Consider the following 20,206-nt stretch of genomic DNA (forward strand, 5'->3'; position numbering starts at 1 on the left):
CGTTTCAAAGTATCAAAATATGAAATATGCCATTGGAACAACTTACGAGGGTAAAGACTTTGACTATTTACAAGAGATAATACCTTACGTTAAGCATATTGAGGTTTCGCCTGATTCTATTTCGGCTTATAACCAGGGCAGGGTAACGATTAACGAATCATCATTGCAACACCTGCTATGGATGCAGGAAAATAGTGATGCTGACCTGCTGCTTCATGGTGTTGGGCTATCAATAGGTTCGTACGATGGCTATTCGAAAGATTACATTAACATTTTAAGTGAGCTGTTTAGCAACTTAGCCGTTAAATGGCATAGCGAGCATTTGGCCTATACGATGGTTAATGGCGAGAACCTGGGCACCATGCTCACCTTACCGCATACCGACGAGGTAATCACCATGGTTTGCAGGCGGATCGACGCAATACAAAGCAAATTTAAAGTTCCTTTTCTGATGGAGAACGTGATCAGCATGTTGCCAAACCCCGATGAACAATATAACGAAGCGCAGTTCTTAAACAAGATAACTCATTTAACGGGCTGCGGCCTCATACTCGATGTTTACAACCTGCAATGCGACGAAAAGAACTTCGGGTTAAACCTGGACGGTTTTTTCGACGAGCTTGATTTAGACCCGGTGCATGAGCTGCACCTTGCAGGCGGCCTTTATGATACGGAATACGATTTCCAGATGGATATACACGCGCACCTGACGGCCGGCTCGACCATAGCTTTAGCGCAAACCATAACCCGCAAGCAACCCAAAAATCTGCAAAACATCACCTTTGAAATACTGGAAGAATTTATACCCCAGGTTGGCACAACAAAAATAATAGCGCATTTAAAGCTTTTGGATACCCTATTCAACTAAAAATGACACTTTCAGAAATTCAAACAGGGCTTTGTCGCCTGATCAAATCGCGCCCCGAAAGCGACAAAGGGCTCGATGATTATTTTACCAGGGTATCCCGATCGGACAATCTGCAGCTGGTAAAAAAAATAGCCCAATGGTGGCGCATGATACAAATTGAAGAGTTTAGCGTTTTAACGGGGAATTATCTGCGGGCGACAAATATGCTGGGCGCCCATATCCATGATTTTTTAAAAACAGAAAAATATTCCGCTTTCAGGAATGAGGTCGGGTTTCAGTTTTTGAATTACCTCGTTAGAACAAAACATGACCGGATGACAACTATCCTGGCCGAATTAGAGCTCAATTTAATTAAGCAAAGGTTAGGCGACGCTGTGCATTACAAAAAAATCTGGCCTGTAGACCCTTATGAATTTATAGATCATTTAATGCAGAATAATTACCATGCAGCGTTAGAGCTGCGCGAGGGGCGTTATCTGGTTACCGTTTCATCACGGTTTAAAGACAAAGTTTTTAGCGTTAAAAGGTTAGGCATATAATCGGGCGATTTGAATAGCTGCTTTGGATTTGATACTTTAGTATATGAAAAACAGCATTTTGGGTTTCTTAGGGTTATTATGCGCGTGCCTGATGGTATCCTGCAATTCGGCCAACCAGACTCTTGTTGCTGAGCAGCAAGCCAAAGTCAGAACCGAAGTGCAACAATTTGCCGATTCGATCGCTACCGGGATCACTAAAAACGGGCCCATGGCATGGTTAAAGTACTTTGGCGATTCGCCAGGTTTTTTTATGGCGAGCGATGGACAGTTAGTTTTTCGCGACAGGCTGGCTGCTGAACAATTTATTACCGGTACCCTGGTTAAAACCATAAGCAGGATCGACCTGCAATGGAACAATATTCGTGTGGATCCCCTTAGTCCGGATATAGCGGTAATAGCCGCCGGCTTTCATGAAGATTTAACTGATAACAAGGGAAAATTGACTGGCTATGGCGGTTACTTTACCGGGGTAGCGCAAAAGACTGATAAAGGCTGGCAACTGCGCGACGCGCACTGGTCGATTAAGCACTGACTGCTCAGCAACCGGTGAACAGGTTTACTTTGCTGAGCAGTTCGTTCAGGTCAAAGGGCTTAACTATATAATCGTCGGCACCGCATTCTTTATGTATCTTGTGAATATCGCGGTTACCCGAAATGAGGATGACGGGGATGTGTTTCATACCGGGATGATCTTTTATCCATTTACAGATATCGCGGCGGTCGCGGCCTGATAAACGGATATCCAGCAGGATAAGGTCGGGGTGTACAAAACCATCCTGGTTAAATATTTCGCCGTTGGTTGAGCTGGCTACCTCAAACCCCTGCTCTTCTAAAATCATGGTCATAGCCTCAACCACAAATTCATCATCCTCTACAACTAATATCTTTTTACGGGTCATTTATTTCAGGCGGGTTTAATGCACTAACCAGGGAACAGTTGTGCAAGTTAAAAAATTCTTTTAATAAAACAATTTTATGGTGAGTGGTTAGCGGTGGGTGGTTAGCACTGATTATGCGTTTAACTGGTGAAATTCGTATATTTAAGGTTAAACGCGCGCAATGGCTGGGCGAATCATTTGGAAATTTGATAAAATAGTGCCGAAATCATCTTGAAGAATACCGATAAAGACCTATGTACCCGGATTTTTTTGCTGCGGATAGGCATTGATATTTAGCGAGGACAACGGTAATATCAGAAAGCTATTATTATCGAATAAAATTGTATTTTAGTATTCAGCCACTTACACTATGGAAAGCGATAGCTATTTTAAATACATACCATTTTTTACAGAGCTGGAGTTTAAACAGGAATTGCTAAAACATGGGCAACTCGCAACGTTTAAAAAAGGTGATGTTATTGTGAAGAACGGGCAATATGTAAAATTTTTGCCTATTGTATTAAAAGGCGCTATCAGGGTTTATCAGCAAAAAGAAGACCGGGAGATATTATTATATTATGTACGGGCCGAGGAAACCTGCACCATGAGCCTGGCGGCAGCATACTTTAATAACAAAAGCACATCGCATGGTGTGGTTACCGAACCTACCGAGGTATTGATCTTTCCGGCAAGCCTGATCGATCAATGGCAGTTAAAATATCCTTCGTGGAACCGGTATGTGATGAATATGTTTCGCCGGCGGTATGATGAGATGGTCGGCTCGTTTGAGGCCATCGTTTTCGAGCCGATAAATGTACGCGTGCTGGATTACCTCAGGAATAAAGCTCAAAAAGACGGCAACCCGCAAATCGCCTTATCCCACCAGCAGCTGGCATACGAACTGGGTACCACCAGGGTGGTTGTATCGCGCATATTGAAAGACTACGAGCGGAGGAAAAAAATAAAGCTGTATCGCGGTATGATTGAAGTTTTGTGACAGGACAGGTATCCCGAAAAAATATTTTTGCGTGTGTATCTTTTGATACCGTTCTGATTCTTAGTAGCTTATAATTTTGCTGTCATCAAATAATAAATTAAAAACAGCAAAAATTATGAAGACATTGAATTGCGCCGATGCCGGCTTCGACTGTAAGGCGGTTGTAACTGCCGAGACCACCGAGGAAGTTTTAGCACAAGCTGCTGAACATGCCCGCACCGTACACGGTACTAACGTTACACCCGAAATGGCTGAGCAGATCAAAACACTGATCAGGGAAAATTGATCCCGGTACAATTGTCAGTAAGGCGAAGGGTATATACCCTTCGCGTTTTTACACGCCAAGAGTATAATCGTCTGATTGACCATCTTCCAGATGGCTTTCCAAATGCACATCTGCGCACAACATTTCGGCCCGCTAATGCGCTGAAACACAAATCGTCAAAAACCATTTGACAGTGAAGGTTTTTTACCTATCTTTGCAGTCCCGAATTTCGGGGTAGTTAAAACAAGTTATATCATTTAAATTTAAGCAAGTGAATACGTTAAGTTACAAAACTGTCTCTGCCAATAAAAAAACCGTTAACAAGGAATGGGTTGTTGTTGACGCTGAAGGCGAGATTTTGGGGCGCTTGTCTTCTAAGATCGCTATGATCATCAGAGGAAAACACAAGCCAGGTTTCACCCCGAACGTAGACTGCGGTGATAACGTAATTGTTATCAATGCAGACAAGGTAAAACTGACCGGAAACAAATTCGAAGAAAAAGAATATGTTTCGTACACTGGTTACCCAGGTGGTCAGCGTTTCATTTCTCCTAAGGAGTTAATGGCAAAGCATCCGGAGCGCGTAATTGAAAAAGCCGTTCGTGGTATGTTACCTAAAAATCGTTTGGGCAAAGCAATCTATGGCAACCTGCACGTTTACGCAGGCGCATCGCACCCGCATGAGGCCCAATCACCAAAAACCATTAAACTTTAATCCGTAAGAGAAATGTCAACTACAAACACTTCAGGAAGAAGAAAAACAGCAGTTGCCCGCATTTATTTAAGCGAAGGCAGCGGCCAGCTTACCGTTAACGGTAAAGATTACAAAGAGTATTTCCCAACATTGCCATTGCAATACATCGCTACACAATCTGTTGAAGTTTCGGGCTCGTCCGGAAAATTCGACGTAAAAGCAAACGTAGCGGGCGGCGGTATTAAAGGACAGGCAGAAGCCGTTCGTTTAGCTATCGCTAAAGCAATTGTTGAACTTGATGCTGAGAAAAAACCAGCCTTGAGAGCTAAAGGTATCATGACCCGCGACGACCGTATGGTTGAGCGTAAAAAACCAGGTCGCCGCAAAGCCCGCAAGAGATTCCAATTCAGCAAACGTTAATCAGCAAAGGAGAACATTACAATGGCAAGAACAACATATCAGGATTTATTGGATGCAGGTGTACACTTTGGTCACCTTACCCGCAAATGGGATCCGAAAATGGCTCAGTACATTTTCATGGAGCGCAATGGCATCCACATTATCGATTTAAATAAAACATTAACAAAAACAGAAGAAGCCGCTTCTGCTATCAAACAAATAGTAAAATCGGGCCGTAAAGTGTTATTTGTAGCTACCAAAAAGCAAGCAAAAGACATCGTAGCCGATTATGCAAAAAGCGTGAACATGCCTTACGTAACCGAGCGCTGGTTAGGTGGTATGTTAACCAACTTTGCTACAGTACGCAAGTCGATCAAAAAGATGTCGAACATCGATAAATTGACTAAAGACGGTACTTACGGTAACCTATCTAAAAAAGAACGTTTAATGATACAACGTGAGCGTATCAAATTAGAAACTTTATTAGGTGGTATTGCCGATCTGAACCGCTTGCCTGCAGCCTTGTTTTTGATCGACGTTAAGAAAGAGCATATTGCTGTTGCCGAGGCGATGAAATTAAACATCCCGACCTTTGCAATGGTTGATACCAACTCTGACCCGTCGAACATCGACTTCCCTATCCCGGCTAACGATGACGCCACCAAATCAATTTCGTTGATCACCAGCATCATCATCAAAGCTATCGAGGAAGGTTTAGACGAGCGCAAACGCGAGAAAGAAGACGAAGCCGAGAAAGAAGCAGTTGCCGCAAAAGCTAAAGCCGATAACGCTGAAGCTCCTGCCGCTGCCGGTAAAGACGAAGCTGGCAAAAGAGCAAGGAAAGTAACAGCCGAGGCTGAGAAAACCGAAGAGTAACCCCCTAAATCCCCTAAAGGGGACTTAAATCGATTTTTAAATATACAAATTCTCAAGCCCCCTTTAGGGGGTTTGGGGGTTTTTAAAACAAGGAACATAAAATGTCTACAGTACAAATTTCTGCAGCAGACGTAAACAAACTGCGCCAGCAAACCGGCGCCGGTATGATGGATTGCAAAAAAGCTTTAACCGAAACTAACGGTGATTTTGAAGCAGCTATCGATTATTTAAGAAAAAAAGGCGCTAAAGTAGCTGCCAGCCGCCAGGACCGCGAAAGCAACGAAGGCGTTGTTATTGCGCGCGCATCGGCTGATGGTAAAACCGGCGTGATCATCGAACTGAACTGCGAAACCGACTTTGTGGCTAAAAACGCTGAGTTTATCGCTTTCGGTAACGCTATTGCTAACGCTGCCATCGAAGGCGGTGTTAAAACTGTTGAAGAATTGTATAACCTGGAGATCGACGGCGATGTAGCCCGCATCAAAATCGGCGACGCTGTAATCGAAAAAACAGGCAAGATCGGCGAGAAGATCGGCGTATCTAAATTAGAAGTTGTTGAAGGTGCTAAAGTTGTTGCTTACATCCACGGTAATTTCCGTTTAGGTGTATTGGTTGCTTTAAGCGCTAACGCTGACGGTGCTGATGAAGCTGGTAAAGACGTATCGATGCAAATCGCTGCCATGAACCCCGTAGCTATCGATAAAGACGGTGTTGATGCAACTACCGTACAACGTGAACTGGAGATCGCTAAAGAGCAGATCCGTGCAGAAGGCAAACCTGAAGAAATGGTTGAAAAGATTGCTGCCGGTAAACTGAACAAATTTTACAAAGACTCGACCCTGTTAAACCAGGAATTTGTGAAAGATTCATCGAAAACCGTAGCCGCATTTTTAAACGGTGTTGAAAAGGGCCTTACCGTAACCGCCTTTAAGCGGGTTGCTTTAGGAGCTTAATCATATTATAAAAATCCTCGCCAAACGGCGGGGATTTTTTTTGCATATATAAATCTAACTGACATCCGATGATTGCATTACATCACTTAAAACTGATCTCTGGCGGACTCGTGTCCAATAACAAGGCAGTTTTAGTTGAGGGCGAATACATCGCTGATGTTATTGATGAAACCGCCATACCCGAACAGGCCGAAAAGATAGACCTGAACGGCTGTTACCTCTCTCCCGGTTTTATCGATTTACAAATTTACGGCGCCGGCAAACCTCTGTTCTTCGGCGGAGACCCGTCTGCGGAAGCGCTGCAACAAATGGAAGAAGTGCTTTTACAACAAGGCACAACCGGCTTCCTGGCTACCATTGCTACCAATACCGGCCAAATAGTTGAACAGGGCATACACGCTGCTTTAGCTTACCGCGATAAATGCCGGGGCAATTTTTTAGGCCTACACCTCGAGGGGCCTTACCTTAACCCCAAACGCCGTGGCGCGCACCCTGCCGAACTCATCAAAAAAGCTACGCTTGCCGAGGTAAAACGCTGGGTTGAGATGGCCGACGGCTGTATCAGGATCATGACCGTCGCTCCCGAATTACAGGATCAGAAAGTGCTGGATTACCTGGACGAGCAAGGCATCGTCCTCTCATCGGGCCACAGCGATGCTACCTATGCCGAAGCCAAAGGCTTTATCAATAATCCCGTAAAGGCAATAACACATTTATACAATGCCATGCCGCAGATGCACCACAGGCAACCGGGCATTATCCCTGCTATATTTGAGGATAAACCATACACGAGCATTGTTGCCGACGGGATACATGTGGATTTTACAATGATCAAACTGGCCAAACGCGAGTTGGGTGATAAACTGTTCATCATTACCGATGCCGTTGCCGAAAGCGATAAAGGGGTGTACCAGCATGTTTTTAAAGGCGACCATTACACCATGCCCGATGGCACGTTATCCGGCTCAAGCCTGACGATGCTGAAAGCGGTACAAAACTGCTTTGAAAAGGCGGGCATAGCTTTGGGCGAAGCCATCAACATGGCGACACTATACCCGGCAGAACTGATCAGCCAGGCGCACCAAACAGGCAGAATTGAGAAGAACTATCTGGCCAATTTAGCCGTATTTAATGACAGATTTGAGGTACAGGCGACCATGCTTAAAGGTAAGTTGACAAAAACGACATAAAATTTTAACACTGACTATATTTCAATATTTTTGACAAACCATTCTCTCCAGATGAAATACAAAAGGATTCTTCTAAAACTCAGCGGCGAATCATTAATGGGCGATAAACAATACGGTATTGATAACGACCGTGTTTTGCAGTACGCACACGATATCAAAAACGTTTTTGAAGCAGGCATCGAAATTGCCGTTGTAGTGGGTGGTGGCAACATATTCCGCGGCCTGAGCGCCGAAAAATCGGGAATGGACCGTGCCCAGGCCGATTATATGGGTATGCTGGCAACCGTGATCAACTGCATGGCGTTGCAAAACGCATTGGAAACCATTGGTGTTGAAACCCGCCTGCAATCGGCCATCAAAATGGAGCAGATCTGTGAGCCTTATATCCGCCGCAGGGCAATGCATCATCTGGAGCTCAACAAGATCGTGATCTTCGGCGCCGGAACCGGCAACCCTTATTTTACGACAGACACTGCCGCATCGCTGCGAGCCATCGAGATCAAAGCCGACGTAGTTTTGAAAGGCACCCGAGTTGACGGCATCTACACCGCCGACCCGGAGAAAGACCCTAACGCAAAACGCTACGAAGAAATATCTTTCCAGGAGGTTTACGACAAAGGTTTGAACGTAATGGACATGACAGCCATTACCCTTTGCCAGGAAAACAAGCTGCCTATCATCGTATTTGATATGAACAAACCCGGCAATTTTATGAAGATAGCCGAAGGCGAATCGATAGGTACGCTGGTGAAATAAGTGGCTTTGCAGTAGCAGAGGCAATAAATACAAGTATCATAGTAAAACTGCCAGTGCTACTGCAACTATTCTTTTATAAATCCGAAATCGAATATTCGAAATTCGAAACCACCCAAAACCTTTAGTTAAAAGATTGCGTACATAAGGAAAACTACCTTATGAAAATCCTCTGCATTGCAGCATTTATCGTTTTTTCGACATTAGGAGCCATCCCCAACAAAACCGTCGGGAAAGTCGACCTGAATAAGTTTGCTGGTAAATGGTACTCGCTATATTCGATACCCACCATGTTCGATAAAGGCAGCCGGGAAACCACTACCTACTATACCTTAAATAAAGATGGTTACTACAACGTAGTGACTACTTATAAAAAAGATGATAGGCCCGAACTCAAATCAATCACCTCAAAAATATTCCCGGGCACGGGCGGGCAAATGAAGGCACAATTTATCTGGCCCATTAAAGTGGATTACTGGGTGATCGACCTGGCCGATGATTACTCCTACGTCGTAGTCGGTCATCCTGATTATAAGTTCCTGTTCATCATGAGCCGCAAACCATTCATCAGCAAAAAGCAATATGATGAGATCGTAACCAAATGTAAAGCGATGGGCTACCCGGTTGAAAAACTCACTTCGCAAAATCACCCCGATCCTATCATCGCAGCCAAATAAGCAGCGGCTGTTTATGTTAATTGGCTTAAGTTTTGCTACCTTGTGCCTAACTTCGTAAAATCACAGATTTTATTATTTTTGCCAAAAAACTATTCAGAGATGAGCGAACTCATAAAAAAACAATTAGCTGATGCCAAAGTTGGCATGGAAAAGGCTATTGCACATACCGATGCAGAATTTTTGACCATCAGGGCCGGTAAAGCATCGCCTGCGATGCTGGATAGCATTATGGTTGATTATTATGGCTCGCCTACTCCCTTACCACAGGTTGCCAGCATAAGCTCGCCCGACCCGCGTACCCTAACCATACAACCCTGGGAAAAATCTTTATTATCCCCCATCGAGCGCGCCATTATGGAAGCTAACCTTGGGTTTAACCCGCAGAACGATGGCACCATCATCCGCATCAATGTACCACCGCTAACCGAAGAGCGCCGCCGCGACCTGGTTAAACGTGTTAAAGCCGAGGCCGAAAATGGTAAAATATCCATCCGCAACATCCGTAAGGATACTAACGAAAAGATCAAGAAACTGAAATCTGAAGGTGTATCCGACGACGAGATCAAAACCGGCGAGGGCGAAGTTCAGAAACTGACCGATGCCGCCATCCTCCGCGTAGATAAGTTAGCCGAGATCAAAGAAAAAGATATCATGACGGTTTAAAAGCCAACCGAATGTCAAATTAAAGGGAGTGAGGTAATTACCTCATTCCCTTTTTTTATTTTTGACTTACGACATATGAAAACACTCTTATCCTACCTCAAACAATATCGCTGGGTTGTACTGCTCGCATTGGTACTGGCAGCCATCAATATAGGTTTCTCGCTGCTCGATCCGATGATAACCGGGAATATCGTAGATCAGTACATGATCCCGAAAGATGGCAAGGTGCACGATTTTGATTACCGCTTCCATGGCTCGCTGCTCTTGGTTGCCTTAGCTGTCGGCGCTGCTATGGTATCGCGTATAGCTAAAAACTTCCAGGATTATTTTACCAACATCATTGTGCTTAAAACCGGCGCGCAAATGTACAGCGATGGCTTAAAACACTCGCTTGAATTACCTTACCAGGTTTTTGAAGATCAGCGCAGCGGCGAAACCTTAGGCATTTTACAGAAGGTCAGACAGGATTGCGAAAAGTTCATCACTTCGTTTATCAGTGTGCTTTTTGTGTCGGTTGTTGGTATGGTCTTCGTTATCGTATACTCGTTATCCGTAAGCTATAAAGTAACCCTGGTTTACTTTGCCGCCATACCGGTTATCGCCTTTGTAAGCTCGGCCCTGAGCAAACGCATTAAAACCATCCAGAGAAAGATTGTTGGTGAAACCACAGCCCTGGCCGGATCGACCACCGAATCGTTACGTAATATCGAACTGGTAAAAAGCTTAGGCTTAGCCAAGCAGGAGATAGAACGCCTCAACAAAACCACCTACAAAATACTCGACCTTGAGTTGAAAAAGGTAAAGTTTGTACGCAGTATGAGCTTTGTACAAGGCACTACGGTAAACTTTGTGCGCAGTGTTATGGTAGTTATTTTGCTGGTATTGATATTTCAGGGAACGTTAACCCCGGGTAATTACTTCAAGTTCCTGTTCTACTCCTTCTTCCTGTTTAACCCGCTGCAGGAACTGGGCAACGTGATACAAGCCTGGCGCGAAGCGCAGGTTTCGCTGGCAAATTTCGAGGGTATCCTGAATACCCCTGTTGATGTAAAACCCGAAAAACCCGTATTGATCGAAAAGGTAAACAAACTCACCTTCAGCGATGTTACTTTTAAACACCTTACCGCTACCCGCAATGCGCTCAACGGCATTGGCTTTGAGGTAAAAACCGGCGAAACCATCGCTTTTGTGGGCCCTTCGGGCTCCGGCAAAACTACTTTAGTGAAACTTTTGGTGGGGTTATATCAGCCTTTGCAAGGGCAGGTATCTTACAACAGCATCCCCGGCAGTGAGATCGACCTCGACCAGCTCCGCGAAAAAATAGGCTTTGTAACGCAGGACACGCAGCTTTTCTCAGGTTCGATACGTGAGAACCTGCTGTTCGTTCGCCCGGGCGCAACCGATGAAGAGTGTCTGGACGTATTGCAAAAAGCATCCTGCCAAACACTGATGGCCCGCGCCCCGCACGGGTTAGATACCGTGATCGGCGAAGGCGGCGTGAAAGTTTCGGGCGGCGAAAAGCAACGTTTATCTATCGCCCGCGCCCTGCTGCGCAGGCCGGATATCCTGGTGTTTGATGAGGCAACCTCATCGCTCGATTCGATCACCGAAGAAGAGATCACGGCTACCATCCGCGATGTTTCGACACTGGACGACCATATCACTATCCTGATCGCACACCGTTTATCGACCATTATGCATGCCGACAGGATCTATGTTCTGGAGAAAGGCCATATTATCGAATCGGGTAAACACGTCGACCTGTTAGAGCAAAAGGGCCTGTATTATGCGATGTGGCGCCAGCAGATCGGCGAAAAACACTCAACTGCCGATGCCGATCTAAAAAATGTGTTACACAGCAACTAATTTGTTTTTTTGCTGTTTATAAGGTAATCAACTTTTTGTTCAACCATCAAACCTTATCATTATGCATTTTATTTCAGAACTGATCAGTGGCATATTCGGCCTGATATTTTTCGTGGCTTATCTCATCCTGTTTCTTTATGCCCTGCTGGATATCTTGAAAAACCCGAATCTGAACCAGATAACTAAGTTACTCTGGATACTGATCATCCTTGTCGCACCTATCTTGGGATCATTGATTTACATCTTCTGGGGACGGAATCAGAGTTTTTTATAGAATCTAACCTTGCGCTGGCTCGACCTCACGAGGCTGATGTATCTCTTCGACTTTAAGCGGTACCAACTTTTTGGTATTGAGCCATGTGAGTGTTACGATAAGCAGCGTCATGCCGCCGCCAAACAACACCGATGGTATAGTGCCCAGGTACTGCGCCGCCATGCCCGACTCGAAAGCGCCTATCTCGTTCGACGAGTTGATGAACATGGAGTTTACCGCCGATACCCTGCCGCGCATTTTATCCGGGATGAGCATCTGCATAATGGTCGACCGTATAACCATGCTCACGCTATCGAAAGCACCTAAGGTGAACAGGAAAAATAACGACCAGTAAAAATTGTTCGACAGGCCGAAACAGATGATCGATAAACCAAAACCGGTTACTGCGATAAGCAGGTTACGCCAGGGCTTGCCCATAGGTGAGTAACGGGTGAGCACAAACATGGTGATGACCGCGCCAACCGAGTCGGCTGCACGCATCATACCAAAACCAATCTCGCCAACGTGCAATATATCTTTAGCAAATACCGGCAATACAGCCACAACGCCGCCAAATAACACGGCGAAAAGATCGAGTGTCTGCGCCCCCATCAGCATCCGGCTGCTTTTATAAAACCGCCAGCCTTCTTTTAAACTCTCCGAAATACTTTCTTTCGGGATATATTCGGCCGGGTGCCGGTTCAAAAACAGGATAGATACCAGCGATATGCTGATAAAGATCAAAATTACCGTAAAGGTTACCGTAACACCGGCCCAGGCCAGCAAAAAACCACCAACCATTGGCCCCACTACCGAAGCAAACTGCCAGGTACTGCTGTTCCAGATGGATGAGTTCTGATACTCTTCGCGCGGAATGATGCGAGCCATGATAGTGAAAGCCGTTGGCCCGTAAAAGCCCCGCCCCAGGCCGACAACAAATATCATAGCATAAATAAAGAACAGTTCGGTACCGCTGCTGATGTACTGCCGTGCCTGCGGCATGGTAACCAGCAACAGTACCAGCGATGCCAGCCACATCGTCGAAAAGATCAGCAGCATCATGCGCTTTTTCTCCGATTTATCGGCTACATAACCACCGTAAAGCGCTATACATATTGCAGGTACAGCCTCGGTGAGGCCGATATAGCCCAGCGCCGATTTAAGCCCGGTAAGTTTGTAAATATAATAGCCTATGATAACGGCCTGCATTTGATAAGCAAACGTAAAAAAGAAACGCATGCTCAAATACCAGCGAAACTCGGGGTAACGCAGGGCCGCGTAACGGTCCTTCTTTTTTATGGTACTATCCGGTTCTCCGTCTGCCAAAATGGTATGGGTTTATTTACAAAAGTATTTATTGTGATGTTAACGCAAGGTAAAAAACTTAAAATTTCAACCCATGCTGATCGATCAGGTACATCAGCGAAGCCATCGCCGCCGCGCCTAATTCCAGTTCACGCTTGTTGACGTTCTCAAAAACATCATTCGGAGTGTGATGAATATCGAAGTAGCGTTGCGAGTCGCCCCGGAAGCCGATCAGCACCGTCGAAGGCATTTTTTCGCGCAGCGGTTCGATATCCGAACCGCCACCGCCTGCGCTCAATTTGTCGGCATCATACGGTTCAAGTAAATGTTTCCAGGTTTGGTTAATGGCTGTTAAAGCGTCCGGCTGCAAGCCGGTAAAGCCAAAACCACGCGGCGTAAAGCCACCGCCATCGGTTTCGATAGCAGCAATATGTTCTTCCTTGTTTGCTAAAGCCAGCTCGGCATATTTATCGCCACCGCGGTCGCCGTTCTCTTCGTTCATAAAAAACACCACGCGCAGGCTGTTCTTCGGGCGGTAGTTCATCGCTTTTAAAACGCGCACCGCTTCCAAAGCCCCGGTTACTCCGGTACCGTCATCGTTCGCACCTTCGGCCAGGTCCCACGAATCGAGGTGGCCGCCTACATCAATAAACTTATTTGGATTTTCTGTCCCGGTCAGCTCGCCCACTACGTTAAACGATGGTGCATCGGGCAACTGCATGCAACTTTGTTTGAAGAAAAATTTTGTTTTAGGCGATTTCTTCAAGGTTGCGCTTAACTGATTAGCTGCGATGGTAGAGATAGCCGCTGCCGGTATTTTTTTACCATCTTTATCGTAAACCGTAGTACCGGTATGCGGATAATTATCCAAAGCTTCAGTAAGCGAGCGGACAATAACGCCTACCGCGCCAAATTTTGCCGCGGCGGCCGGACCAGCGAAACGCTGATCGCCGGCTGCACCGTAAGCCCTGCCGGTCTCGATAAAACGCGGGTCGAACGGGCGGTTAAAAAAAACGATCTTACCTTTTATCGCGGCTTCACCCAGCGTTTTTAATTCATCCAAACTATGCAGCTCGATCACCTGGGCGGTAATACCATCCTTTGGTGTAGCAACCGACATACCCAACGCGGCGATAGCTACCGGGGTACGTTTCTGCCCGTCGATAATAAAACCCTGTTCCTTTGCTCCCCTCACCCAATGCGGCACCATACAAGGTTGTAAGAACACCTTATCAAAACCATAGCTTTCCATCACCTTCTTGCCCCACTCAACCGCCTTTTGTGCGTTAGCCGAACCGCTCAGGCGCTGCCCGATATTTTTACACAAATAATGCAGGTTTTGGTAACATTGCCCGTTCACCAACGCTTCGTCGTAAATTTTACGGAGCATTACCGAGTCGGTATTTTGGGCGAAGGCCGTTGCGGATACAAAAAGAGAAGCAATAAGGGTCAGTTTTATTTTCATATAGACATGGGTATTTATGTGTATTCTTCGTTTTGTATTTTCAAAGCGTAATTGCGAACGGTAGTGAAGCAATCTCTGCATAAGCAATTCGATGCGGCAATTCGGACCTGCACAGCATAGAGATTGCTTCGTCCCTCGCAATGACGTGTGGTGAAAGACATAGGTATTCTTCGGTATTTTTCAATTTATTATAGGCTTGGCTCTTAATTTTATTCTGGAGACACATGGGTAAATATGGGTATTTTCATTATACTTTTCGACTCAGGGCTCTGGACTCCTGACTACAGGACCCAACCCCTAATATACGAAATTTTCCTCGCATTACGATATCTTATCCCAGCTTAACCCGCCATTCGGCAACACGGCCGGTTGATTCAGTATCGCGTTTTCGGGCAGTTCCAGTTGCGGATCCTTCTCAAATATTTCTTCCACGCATTTACGTGCCAGCAGCAGCATTTGCTGGTCGGTAGCCAGGTTGGCCAGCTTCAGGTCGAGCACGCCGCTTTGCTGCGTGCCCTCAATATTACCCGGGCCGCGCAGCTGCAGGTCGATCTCCGATAGCTCGAACCCGTTATTGGTTTTCACCATCGTTTCCAGGCGTACCTTGCCATCGTGGCTCAGCTTATGACTGCTCATCAAAATACAGTACGATTGCTCGGCTCCGCGGCCAACCCTGCCACGCAGCTGATGCAATTGAGACAGGCCAAATCGCTCGGCATTTTCAATGATCATCACCGAAGCATTGGGCACGTTCACACCAACTTCGATCACTGTTGTAGCCACCATAATATGCGTTTCGCCGCGCACAAAGCGGTCCATCTCCACCTGTTTATCGGCCGCGCTCATTTTACCATGAACGATGCTGATGCGGTATTGCGGCAGCGGAAACTCGTGCGCCATCACCTCCACGCCATCCTGCAGGTTTTTCAGGTCGAGCTTTTCACTTTCTTTGATCAGCGGATAAACTACATAGATTTGCCGGCCCTTGGCTATCTCCTCGCGCATAAAGCCGAACATGCGCAGGCGGTGCCCTTCGTAAAAGTGGATTGTTTCGATGGGCTTCCGGCCTTTAGGCAACTCGTCGATTACGGATACATCCAGATCGCCGTAAAGCGTCATGGCCAGGGTGCGGGGTATGGGTGTGGCCGTCATCACCAGCACATGCGGCGGCACTGCGTTTTTGCGCCACAGCCGCGCGCGCTGCTCCACGCCAAAACGGTGCTGCTCGTCAATCACCACAAAACCGAGGTTTTTAAAGATCACCTTATCCTCGATCAGCGCATGGGTGCCGATAAGTATCTTCAATTCACCGCTTTCAAGCTTCTGATGTATCACCTTTCTTTTCTTAGCCGAAGTTGAGCCGGTCAGCAGGGCCACTTCCAGAAAGCTGTCGTCAATCAAACTTTCAATCGAGGCATAATGTTGCGTCGCCAATATCTCGGTCGGCGCCATAATACAGGTCTGGAAACCGTTGTCTATCGCCAGCAGCATGCTCATCAGGGCAACAACGGTTTTGCCGCTGCCCACATCGCCCTGCAGCAGGCGGTTCATCTGTATGCCGCGCTGTGTATCCTGCCTTATCTCCCGCAAAACCCGTTTTTGGGCATTGGTCAAATCAAAAGGCAGCTTGTTGTTGTAAAAGTTGTTAAAGTAATCGCCAACCTTGCTAAAAATATTGCCCTTAAACTTCAGGTTATGCTGTACCTTGTTCTTCAGCATCTTAAACTGGATAAAGAACAGCTCTTCAAATTTCAGGCGGTTGGTAGCCGCGGCAAGCGTAGCCGCATCAGCCGGGAAATGGATATTCACATACGCCTCGCGCCGGCTCATCAGCTTAAACCGGCTGATGATATGCTGTGGGATGTTCTCGGTAATATCCCTGCTGGTTTGCTCCAGCAAATTAGCCACCAGTTTCTGGATGCCTTTACTATCCAGCATATAGGATTTCAGCTTCTCAGTCGAGCTGTAGGCAGGCTGCAGGGTAAGATTACCTTTCTCTTTTAAGGCGTTTGGTGAGTAAAGCTCCATTTCGGGATGGGCCATCTGCGCCTTATTGTTAAAAAAGCCCGGCTTGCCGAAAACAATATAAGCCTTCCCCACCTCGATCATCTTCTCTACCCACCGGATACCCTGGAACCATACCAATTCAAGTGAGCCGGTATCGTCATAGCTTTGTACAACCAAACGCTTGGTGTGTTTCTCACCGACAACTTCCTTACTCCGCACCCGTACGATCAGCTGCACATGCGGCAATTCGGCGGTAAGCTGATTAACCTTGTAAAAGCGCGTCCGGTCGATGTATTTATACGGGTACAGCTTCAGCAGGTCGGCATAGTTGCTTACCCCCAGTTCCTTTTGCAGCACATCGGCCCGCGAGGCGCCCACGCCTTTTAAATATGCAATCGGTGTCTGGAATATCTGCTGGTTCATTAGCCCCCTCTAAATCTCCCCCCGGAAGGGGAGACTTTGATTTGATTATAGAAAATAATTAAAAGCCCTCCCTTCCGGGGAGGGTTGGGTGGGGCTTTACCCCTTATACGCCGTTACCGATATCTCGATATTCACATTCTTAGGCAATACCGAAACCTGTACCGTTTCGCGCGCCGGGAACTTATCCGACAGGTACGAACCGTACACTGCGTTCACTTTCGCAAACTCGTTCATATCTGTCAAAAAAATGGTAGTTTTAACTACATGGCTCAAATCCAGCCCGGCCTCGTTTAAAATAGCTTTGATGTTGCGCATCACCTGGTGCGTTTCGCTTTCAATATCGCCGGTAACAATCTCGCCGGTTTCGGGGTTGATCGGTATCTGGCCCGATATGAATAAAAAATCGCCGGCTAAAACGGCCTGGTTATACGGGCCTATCGGCGCCGGTGCTTTGTCGGTTTTTATAATGCTTTTCATTAAATATTTTGTGATTTATTGAGGTAAACGGAGCTCCGCGGCATAGCGTTGCTTCTATTTTTTAAGTATGTAACTGTATATTAGCTTCCAGATGATGCCCGCCAAAAACATAATGATGGCTGTGGCATTAATGGCATGCATAACCCTGAGGTTAAAGCTGGTTGGCCTGTTTGGATCTTTTTTCCGGAAGAAGTACATAATTCAAATTTACATAAAATAAATTTTCAATGCCAAAGCAGAGCGCCGGAATATTATTGTACCGCAAAACGGGCCCGGCGCTCGAGTTTTTCCTGGTGCACCCCGGCGGGCCGTTTTTTAAAAATAAAGATAATGGCGCCTGGAGCATCCCCAAAGGCGAGTTTAATGATGACGAAGACGCTCTGGCCGCCGCCCGGCGCGAGTTTGAAGAAGAAACCGGTTTGGTAATCGATGGAAAATTCATTCCCCTTAATGCAGTAAAGCTAAAAAGCGGTAAAACAGTGCAGGCCTGGGCCGTGGAAGGCGATATCGATCATACACAAATTATCAGCAATACTTTCAGCATCGAATGGCCGCCGAAATCCGGTGCAATACAAACCTTCCCCGAGGTCGACCGCGCAGCCTGGTTCGGCTATGAGGAAGCCTTAATAAAGATCAACCCGGCCCAGGCCGACTTGCTGAAGCAGATATTACAATTATTATGAGCAGATAATACCTGTAAAAAACAACACTAAGTAAAATCATCCGGTTATTACCAATCTTCTCTTCGCGCCAAACTGCTAATAGTCCGGTCAAAATCAGCTGTTTTCGTTTTATTTTTCATTATAATATATATTTAAATACATATATTGCATTAGCATTTTATTGCGCCAATTATAATAAAACAGCCCTTTAACTCTAAAAATGGGCAAATTATCTTATATGATAATATTTTAACATAAGCAACCGGTAAGCCGAAAACGGTATCAAAGAGTAGGCGCCTAACTAACCTTTTTATGACCACCTTTTCCTTTCACAATCAAAAACCCAGCAAGGCCAACCAATTTGTTGCCAAGCAACAGTACGACAACAACCCTTACGAACCGCTGCCCGCCCCAACCGGCCCCGCGCCATACCGGCTGGATGTTACCAAAGTTATAGGCCAATTACCTAATCCCAACAAAATGGTGTTCCATACGGTGGGCGATACCGGCGGTGTTAAAGTGCCGCAGGATCAGCAGATCGTAGCCAACAAAATGGACGAGCAGTTTATACACGGCGCGGCCCCTGGCGATAACCCATTATTTTTTTACCACCTGGGCGATGTAACGTACTATTATGGCGATGAATCCGACTATTACGACCAGTTTTTTGAACCTTATATCCATTACCCCGCACCGATCTTCGCCATCCCGGGCAACCACGACGGCGCGGTAAACCCCGCTATTCAAAACCCGGCACCATCGCTTAGCGCATTTGTTAAGGTATTTTGCGATACCAAGCCAAGGCATTTACCTATCGCAGGCGACTCAACCCGCACCACTATGATACAGCCCAACGTGTATTGGACGCTGGTTACCCCGATGGCCAATTTCCTCGGCTTGTATTGCAACGATACCATACACGGCACCATCAAGGAACCGCAAACCTCCTGGTTTATCAACGAATTGAAGAATGCCGATGCCGAAAGGAAAGCTACTGGCAAAGCCATTATCGTAGCTTTACATTACCCGGCTTACTCGGTTGATTACGACCACGGTTCGAGCGGAGAAATGCAGACATTTTTAGATCATGCCTTTACGTCAACAGGCATTTTCCCCGATATTGTGCTAACCGGGCACGTGCATAACTACCAGCGCTTTACCCGCACGTTAAGCAATGGCAACCAACTGCCCTATATCGTAGCAGGAGGCGGCGGCTACTGGAACCTGCACCAGGTACAAACCAAAACCCAACCGGTAACCGTACCGAACAGCACCTTCTTCCCGAACGTGGTATTAGAAAACTTCTGCGACGACAGGCACGGCTTTTTAAAGATCACTATCGAAAAAACTGCAACCAGCCATACCCTAAAAGGCGAGTATTTTACCGTGCCTCGCATACAGGAATCGTGGAGCGCGCCGGCTAAGCTGTTTGATACTTTTGTGATCGATTTGAAAGCGCATAAGGTGCAATAACAAATATTAAATCTGGGTAAAGCCCGTTATCTCGAAAAGATAACGGGCTTTTTGCGTTAAGGATAGGAGCGGATACCGGCCCAGCGGAGGGTTCAGGGCAGGCCGGGGCTAATGCCTCGCGCAGTATGAGCGGATAGCCTGACCCGATAGGGGAACGCCATAATTTACTTCTCTTCAGTTATTTTAATCGAGCTGTAAAGCTTTCTCTTCACTTGCTCTATATCGTCATTTCGCAGGTCGTCTTCAAAATAAACCATGTATACGTACGGCGGATTTTTGATTACCAGAAGGTCGAAATTACGTGGAAGGTAATCTTTAAACTCGTCCTGCCTTTCTGACTTCCTTTCCCCGCTAAATTTCATCGCCTTTTTGCCGTCGATCAGCATGGAATCCTTTTTAGTAATGACCGATCGAAATGCAAATAAAGAGTCGCTCCTTTTTAAATAACTATTTACCGATTTGACGTACCCGGTATCGATACTGACATATGGTTTGAATTTTGCCGACATAAACGACAATACAA

Annotated in this window: 24 protein-coding genes; 17 read left to right on the forward strand and 7 right to left on the reverse strand. The window is 46.2% G+C overall.

Annotated features, from left to right (window positions below):
* The first annotated feature begins 19 nt into the window (after positions 1-19).
* Genes BEL04_RS19495 through BEL04_RS19505 form a run of 3 tightly spaced genes read left to right on the forward strand, consistent with a single transcriptional unit; the run spans position 20 to position 1,939 of the window.
* A complete protein-coding gene (locus tag BEL04_RS19495; protein WP_066006617.1) occupies positions 20-868 on the forward strand; it encodes a DUF692 family multinuclear iron-containing protein in 849 nt (282 codons plus the stop codon).
* A gap of 2 nt (positions 869-870) precedes the next feature.
* A complete protein-coding gene (locus BEL04_RS19500; RefSeq protein ID WP_066006619.1) occupies positions 871-1,407 on the forward strand; it encodes a hypothetical protein in 537 nt (178 codons plus the stop codon).
* A gap of 43 nt (positions 1,408-1,450) precedes the next feature.
* Complete coding sequence (locus tag BEL04_RS19505) at positions 1,451-1,939, forward strand: nuclear transport factor 2 family protein (RefSeq protein WP_066006621.1); 489 nt, start codon at positions 1,451-1,453, stop codon at positions 1,937-1,939.
* A 4-nt stretch (positions 1,940-1,943) separates the two neighbouring features.
* Here the strand turns inward: BEL04_RS19505 and BEL04_RS19510 are convergent, their stop codons facing one another.
* Positions 1,944-2,306 carry a PleD family two-component system response regulator gene (locus BEL04_RS19510; protein ID WP_066006624.1) on the reverse strand — a complete coding sequence of 121 codons (363 nt, stop codon included), beginning with the start codon at positions 2,304-2,306 and terminating at the stop codon, positions 1,944-1,946.
* Between the two features lie 349 nt (positions 2,307-2,655).
* Between BEL04_RS19510 and BEL04_RS19515 the strand changes: the two genes are divergently transcribed.
* The 12 genes from BEL04_RS19515 to BEL04_RS19570 all read left to right on the forward strand — a co-directional run bounded on the left by BEL04_RS19515 (position 2,656) and on the right by BEL04_RS19570 (position 11,892).
* On the forward strand, positions 2,656-3,282 hold the full coding sequence (locus BEL04_RS19515) for a Crp/Fnr family transcriptional regulator (protein WP_066006626.1): 627 nt from the start codon (positions 2,656-2,658) through the stop codon (positions 3,280-3,282).
* Between the two features lie 115 nt (positions 3,283-3,397).
* On the forward strand, positions 3,398-3,568 hold the full coding sequence (locus tag BEL04_RS19520) for a DUF1059 domain-containing protein (protein WP_066007292.1): 171 nt from the start codon (positions 3,398-3,400) through the stop codon (positions 3,566-3,568).
* Between the two features lie 250 nt (positions 3,569-3,818).
* Positions 3,819-4,262: a 50S ribosomal protein L13 gene (rplM, locus tag BEL04_RS19525; protein WP_066006628.1), complete on the forward strand. Its 444-nt coding sequence runs from the start codon at positions 3,819-3,821 to the stop codon at positions 4,260-4,262.
* 12 nt (positions 4,263-4,274) lie between these two features.
* Complete coding sequence (gene rpsI, locus BEL04_RS19530; protein WP_066006630.1) at positions 4,275-4,661, forward strand: 30S ribosomal protein S9; 387 nt, start codon at positions 4,275-4,277, stop codon at positions 4,659-4,661.
* A gap of 21 nt (positions 4,662-4,682) precedes the next feature.
* On the forward strand, positions 4,683-5,516 hold the full coding sequence (rpsB, locus tag BEL04_RS19535; protein WP_066006632.1) for a 30S ribosomal protein S2: 834 nt from the start codon (positions 4,683-4,685) through the stop codon (positions 5,514-5,516).
* A 101-nt stretch (positions 5,517-5,617) separates the two neighbouring features.
* Positions 5,618-6,469, forward strand: a complete 852-nt coding sequence (gene tsf, locus BEL04_RS19540) for a translation elongation factor Ts (RefSeq protein ID WP_066006634.1) — start codon at positions 5,618-5,620, stop codon at positions 6,467-6,469.
* Between the two features lie 68 nt (positions 6,470-6,537).
* On the forward strand, positions 6,538-7,659 hold the full coding sequence (gene nagA, locus BEL04_RS19545; protein WP_066006636.1) for an N-acetylglucosamine-6-phosphate deacetylase: 1,122 nt from the start codon (positions 6,538-6,540) through the stop codon (positions 7,657-7,659).
* A 51-nt stretch (positions 7,660-7,710) separates the two neighbouring features.
* A complete protein-coding gene (pyrH, locus tag BEL04_RS19550) occupies positions 7,711-8,415 on the forward strand; it encodes a UMP kinase (protein WP_066006638.1) in 705 nt (234 codons plus the stop codon).
* A gap of 158 nt (positions 8,416-8,573) precedes the next feature.
* Entirely contained in the window at positions 8,574-9,089 is a 516-nt protein-coding gene (locus tag BEL04_RS19555) for a lipocalin family protein (protein ID WP_083228008.1), read from the forward strand.
* Positions 9,090-9,188: 99 nt separating this feature from the next.
* Positions 9,189-9,752 (forward strand): ribosome recycling factor, encoded by a 564-nt coding sequence (gene frr / locus BEL04_RS19560; RefSeq protein WP_066006640.1) that lies wholly within the window; start codon positions 9,189-9,191, stop codon positions 9,750-9,752.
* Positions 9,753-9,827: 75 nt separating this feature from the next.
* Complete coding sequence (locus tag BEL04_RS19565; RefSeq protein WP_066006642.1) at positions 9,828-11,618, forward strand: ABC transporter ATP-binding protein; 1,791 nt, start codon at positions 9,828-9,830, stop codon at positions 11,616-11,618.
* Positions 11,619-11,679: 61 nt separating this feature from the next.
* On the forward strand, positions 11,680-11,892 hold the full coding sequence (locus tag BEL04_RS19570) for a PLDc N-terminal domain-containing protein (protein ID WP_066006644.1): 213 nt from the start codon (positions 11,680-11,682) through the stop codon (positions 11,890-11,892).
* A gap of 3 nt (positions 11,893-11,895) precedes the next feature.
* Here the strand turns inward: BEL04_RS19570 and BEL04_RS19575 are convergent, their stop codons facing one another.
* The 5 genes from BEL04_RS19575 to BEL04_RS24780 form a co-directional block, all read right to left on the reverse strand.
* A complete protein-coding gene (locus BEL04_RS19575; protein ID WP_066006647.1) occupies positions 11,896-13,197 on the reverse strand; it encodes an MFS transporter in 1,302 nt (433 codons plus the stop codon).
* Between the two features lie 58 nt (positions 13,198-13,255).
* Positions 13,256-14,641, reverse strand: coding sequence for a M20/M25/M40 family metallo-hydrolase (locus tag BEL04_RS19580; RefSeq protein WP_066006649.1), 1,386 nt, complete (start codon positions 14,639-14,641; stop codon positions 13,256-13,258).
* Positions 14,642-14,962: 321 nt separating this feature from the next.
* Positions 14,963-17,071, reverse strand: coding sequence for an ATP-dependent DNA helicase RecG (gene recG / locus BEL04_RS19590; RefSeq protein ID WP_066006653.1), 2,109 nt, complete (start codon positions 17,069-17,071; stop codon positions 14,963-14,965).
* Between the two features lie 96 nt (positions 17,072-17,167).
* On the reverse strand, positions 17,168-17,548 hold the full coding sequence (locus BEL04_RS19595) for a RidA family protein (protein WP_066006654.1): 381 nt from the start codon (positions 17,546-17,548) through the stop codon (positions 17,168-17,170).
* 54 nt (positions 17,549-17,602) lie between these two features.
* Positions 17,603-17,746: a DUF6728 family protein gene (locus BEL04_RS24780; RefSeq protein ID WP_371327592.1), complete on the reverse strand. Its 144-nt coding sequence runs from the start codon at positions 17,744-17,746 to the stop codon at positions 17,603-17,605.
* 29 nt (positions 17,747-17,775) lie between these two features.
* Here BEL04_RS24780 and BEL04_RS19600 point away from each other — a divergent pair, with 29 nt between their 5' ends.
* Both BEL04_RS19600 and BEL04_RS19605 read left to right on the forward strand, forming a co-directional pair.
* Positions 17,776-18,231, forward strand: coding sequence for an NUDIX domain-containing protein (locus tag BEL04_RS19600; protein WP_066006656.1), 456 nt, complete (start codon positions 17,776-17,778; stop codon positions 18,229-18,231).
* A gap of 291 nt (positions 18,232-18,522) precedes the next feature.
* Entirely contained in the window at positions 18,523-19,683 is a 1,161-nt protein-coding gene (locus BEL04_RS19605) for a metallophosphoesterase (protein ID WP_066006658.1), read from the forward strand.
* A 164-nt stretch (positions 19,684-19,847) separates the two neighbouring features.
* Here the strand turns inward: BEL04_RS19605 and BEL04_RS24095 are convergent, their stop codons facing one another.
* The gene (locus tag BEL04_RS24095) at positions 19,848-20,192 is read right to left on the reverse strand and encodes a hypothetical protein (RefSeq protein ID WP_139113119.1); all 345 of its coding nucleotides are present in this window, start codon (positions 20,190-20,192) and stop codon (positions 19,848-19,850) included.
* Positions 20,193-20,206: the final 14 nt, after the last annotated feature.

The sequence above is a fragment of the Mucilaginibacter sp. PPCGB 2223 genome (assembly GCF_001705515.1).
Classification (GTDB): Bacteria; Bacteroidota; Bacteroidia; order Sphingobacteriales; family Sphingobacteriaceae; genus Mucilaginibacter.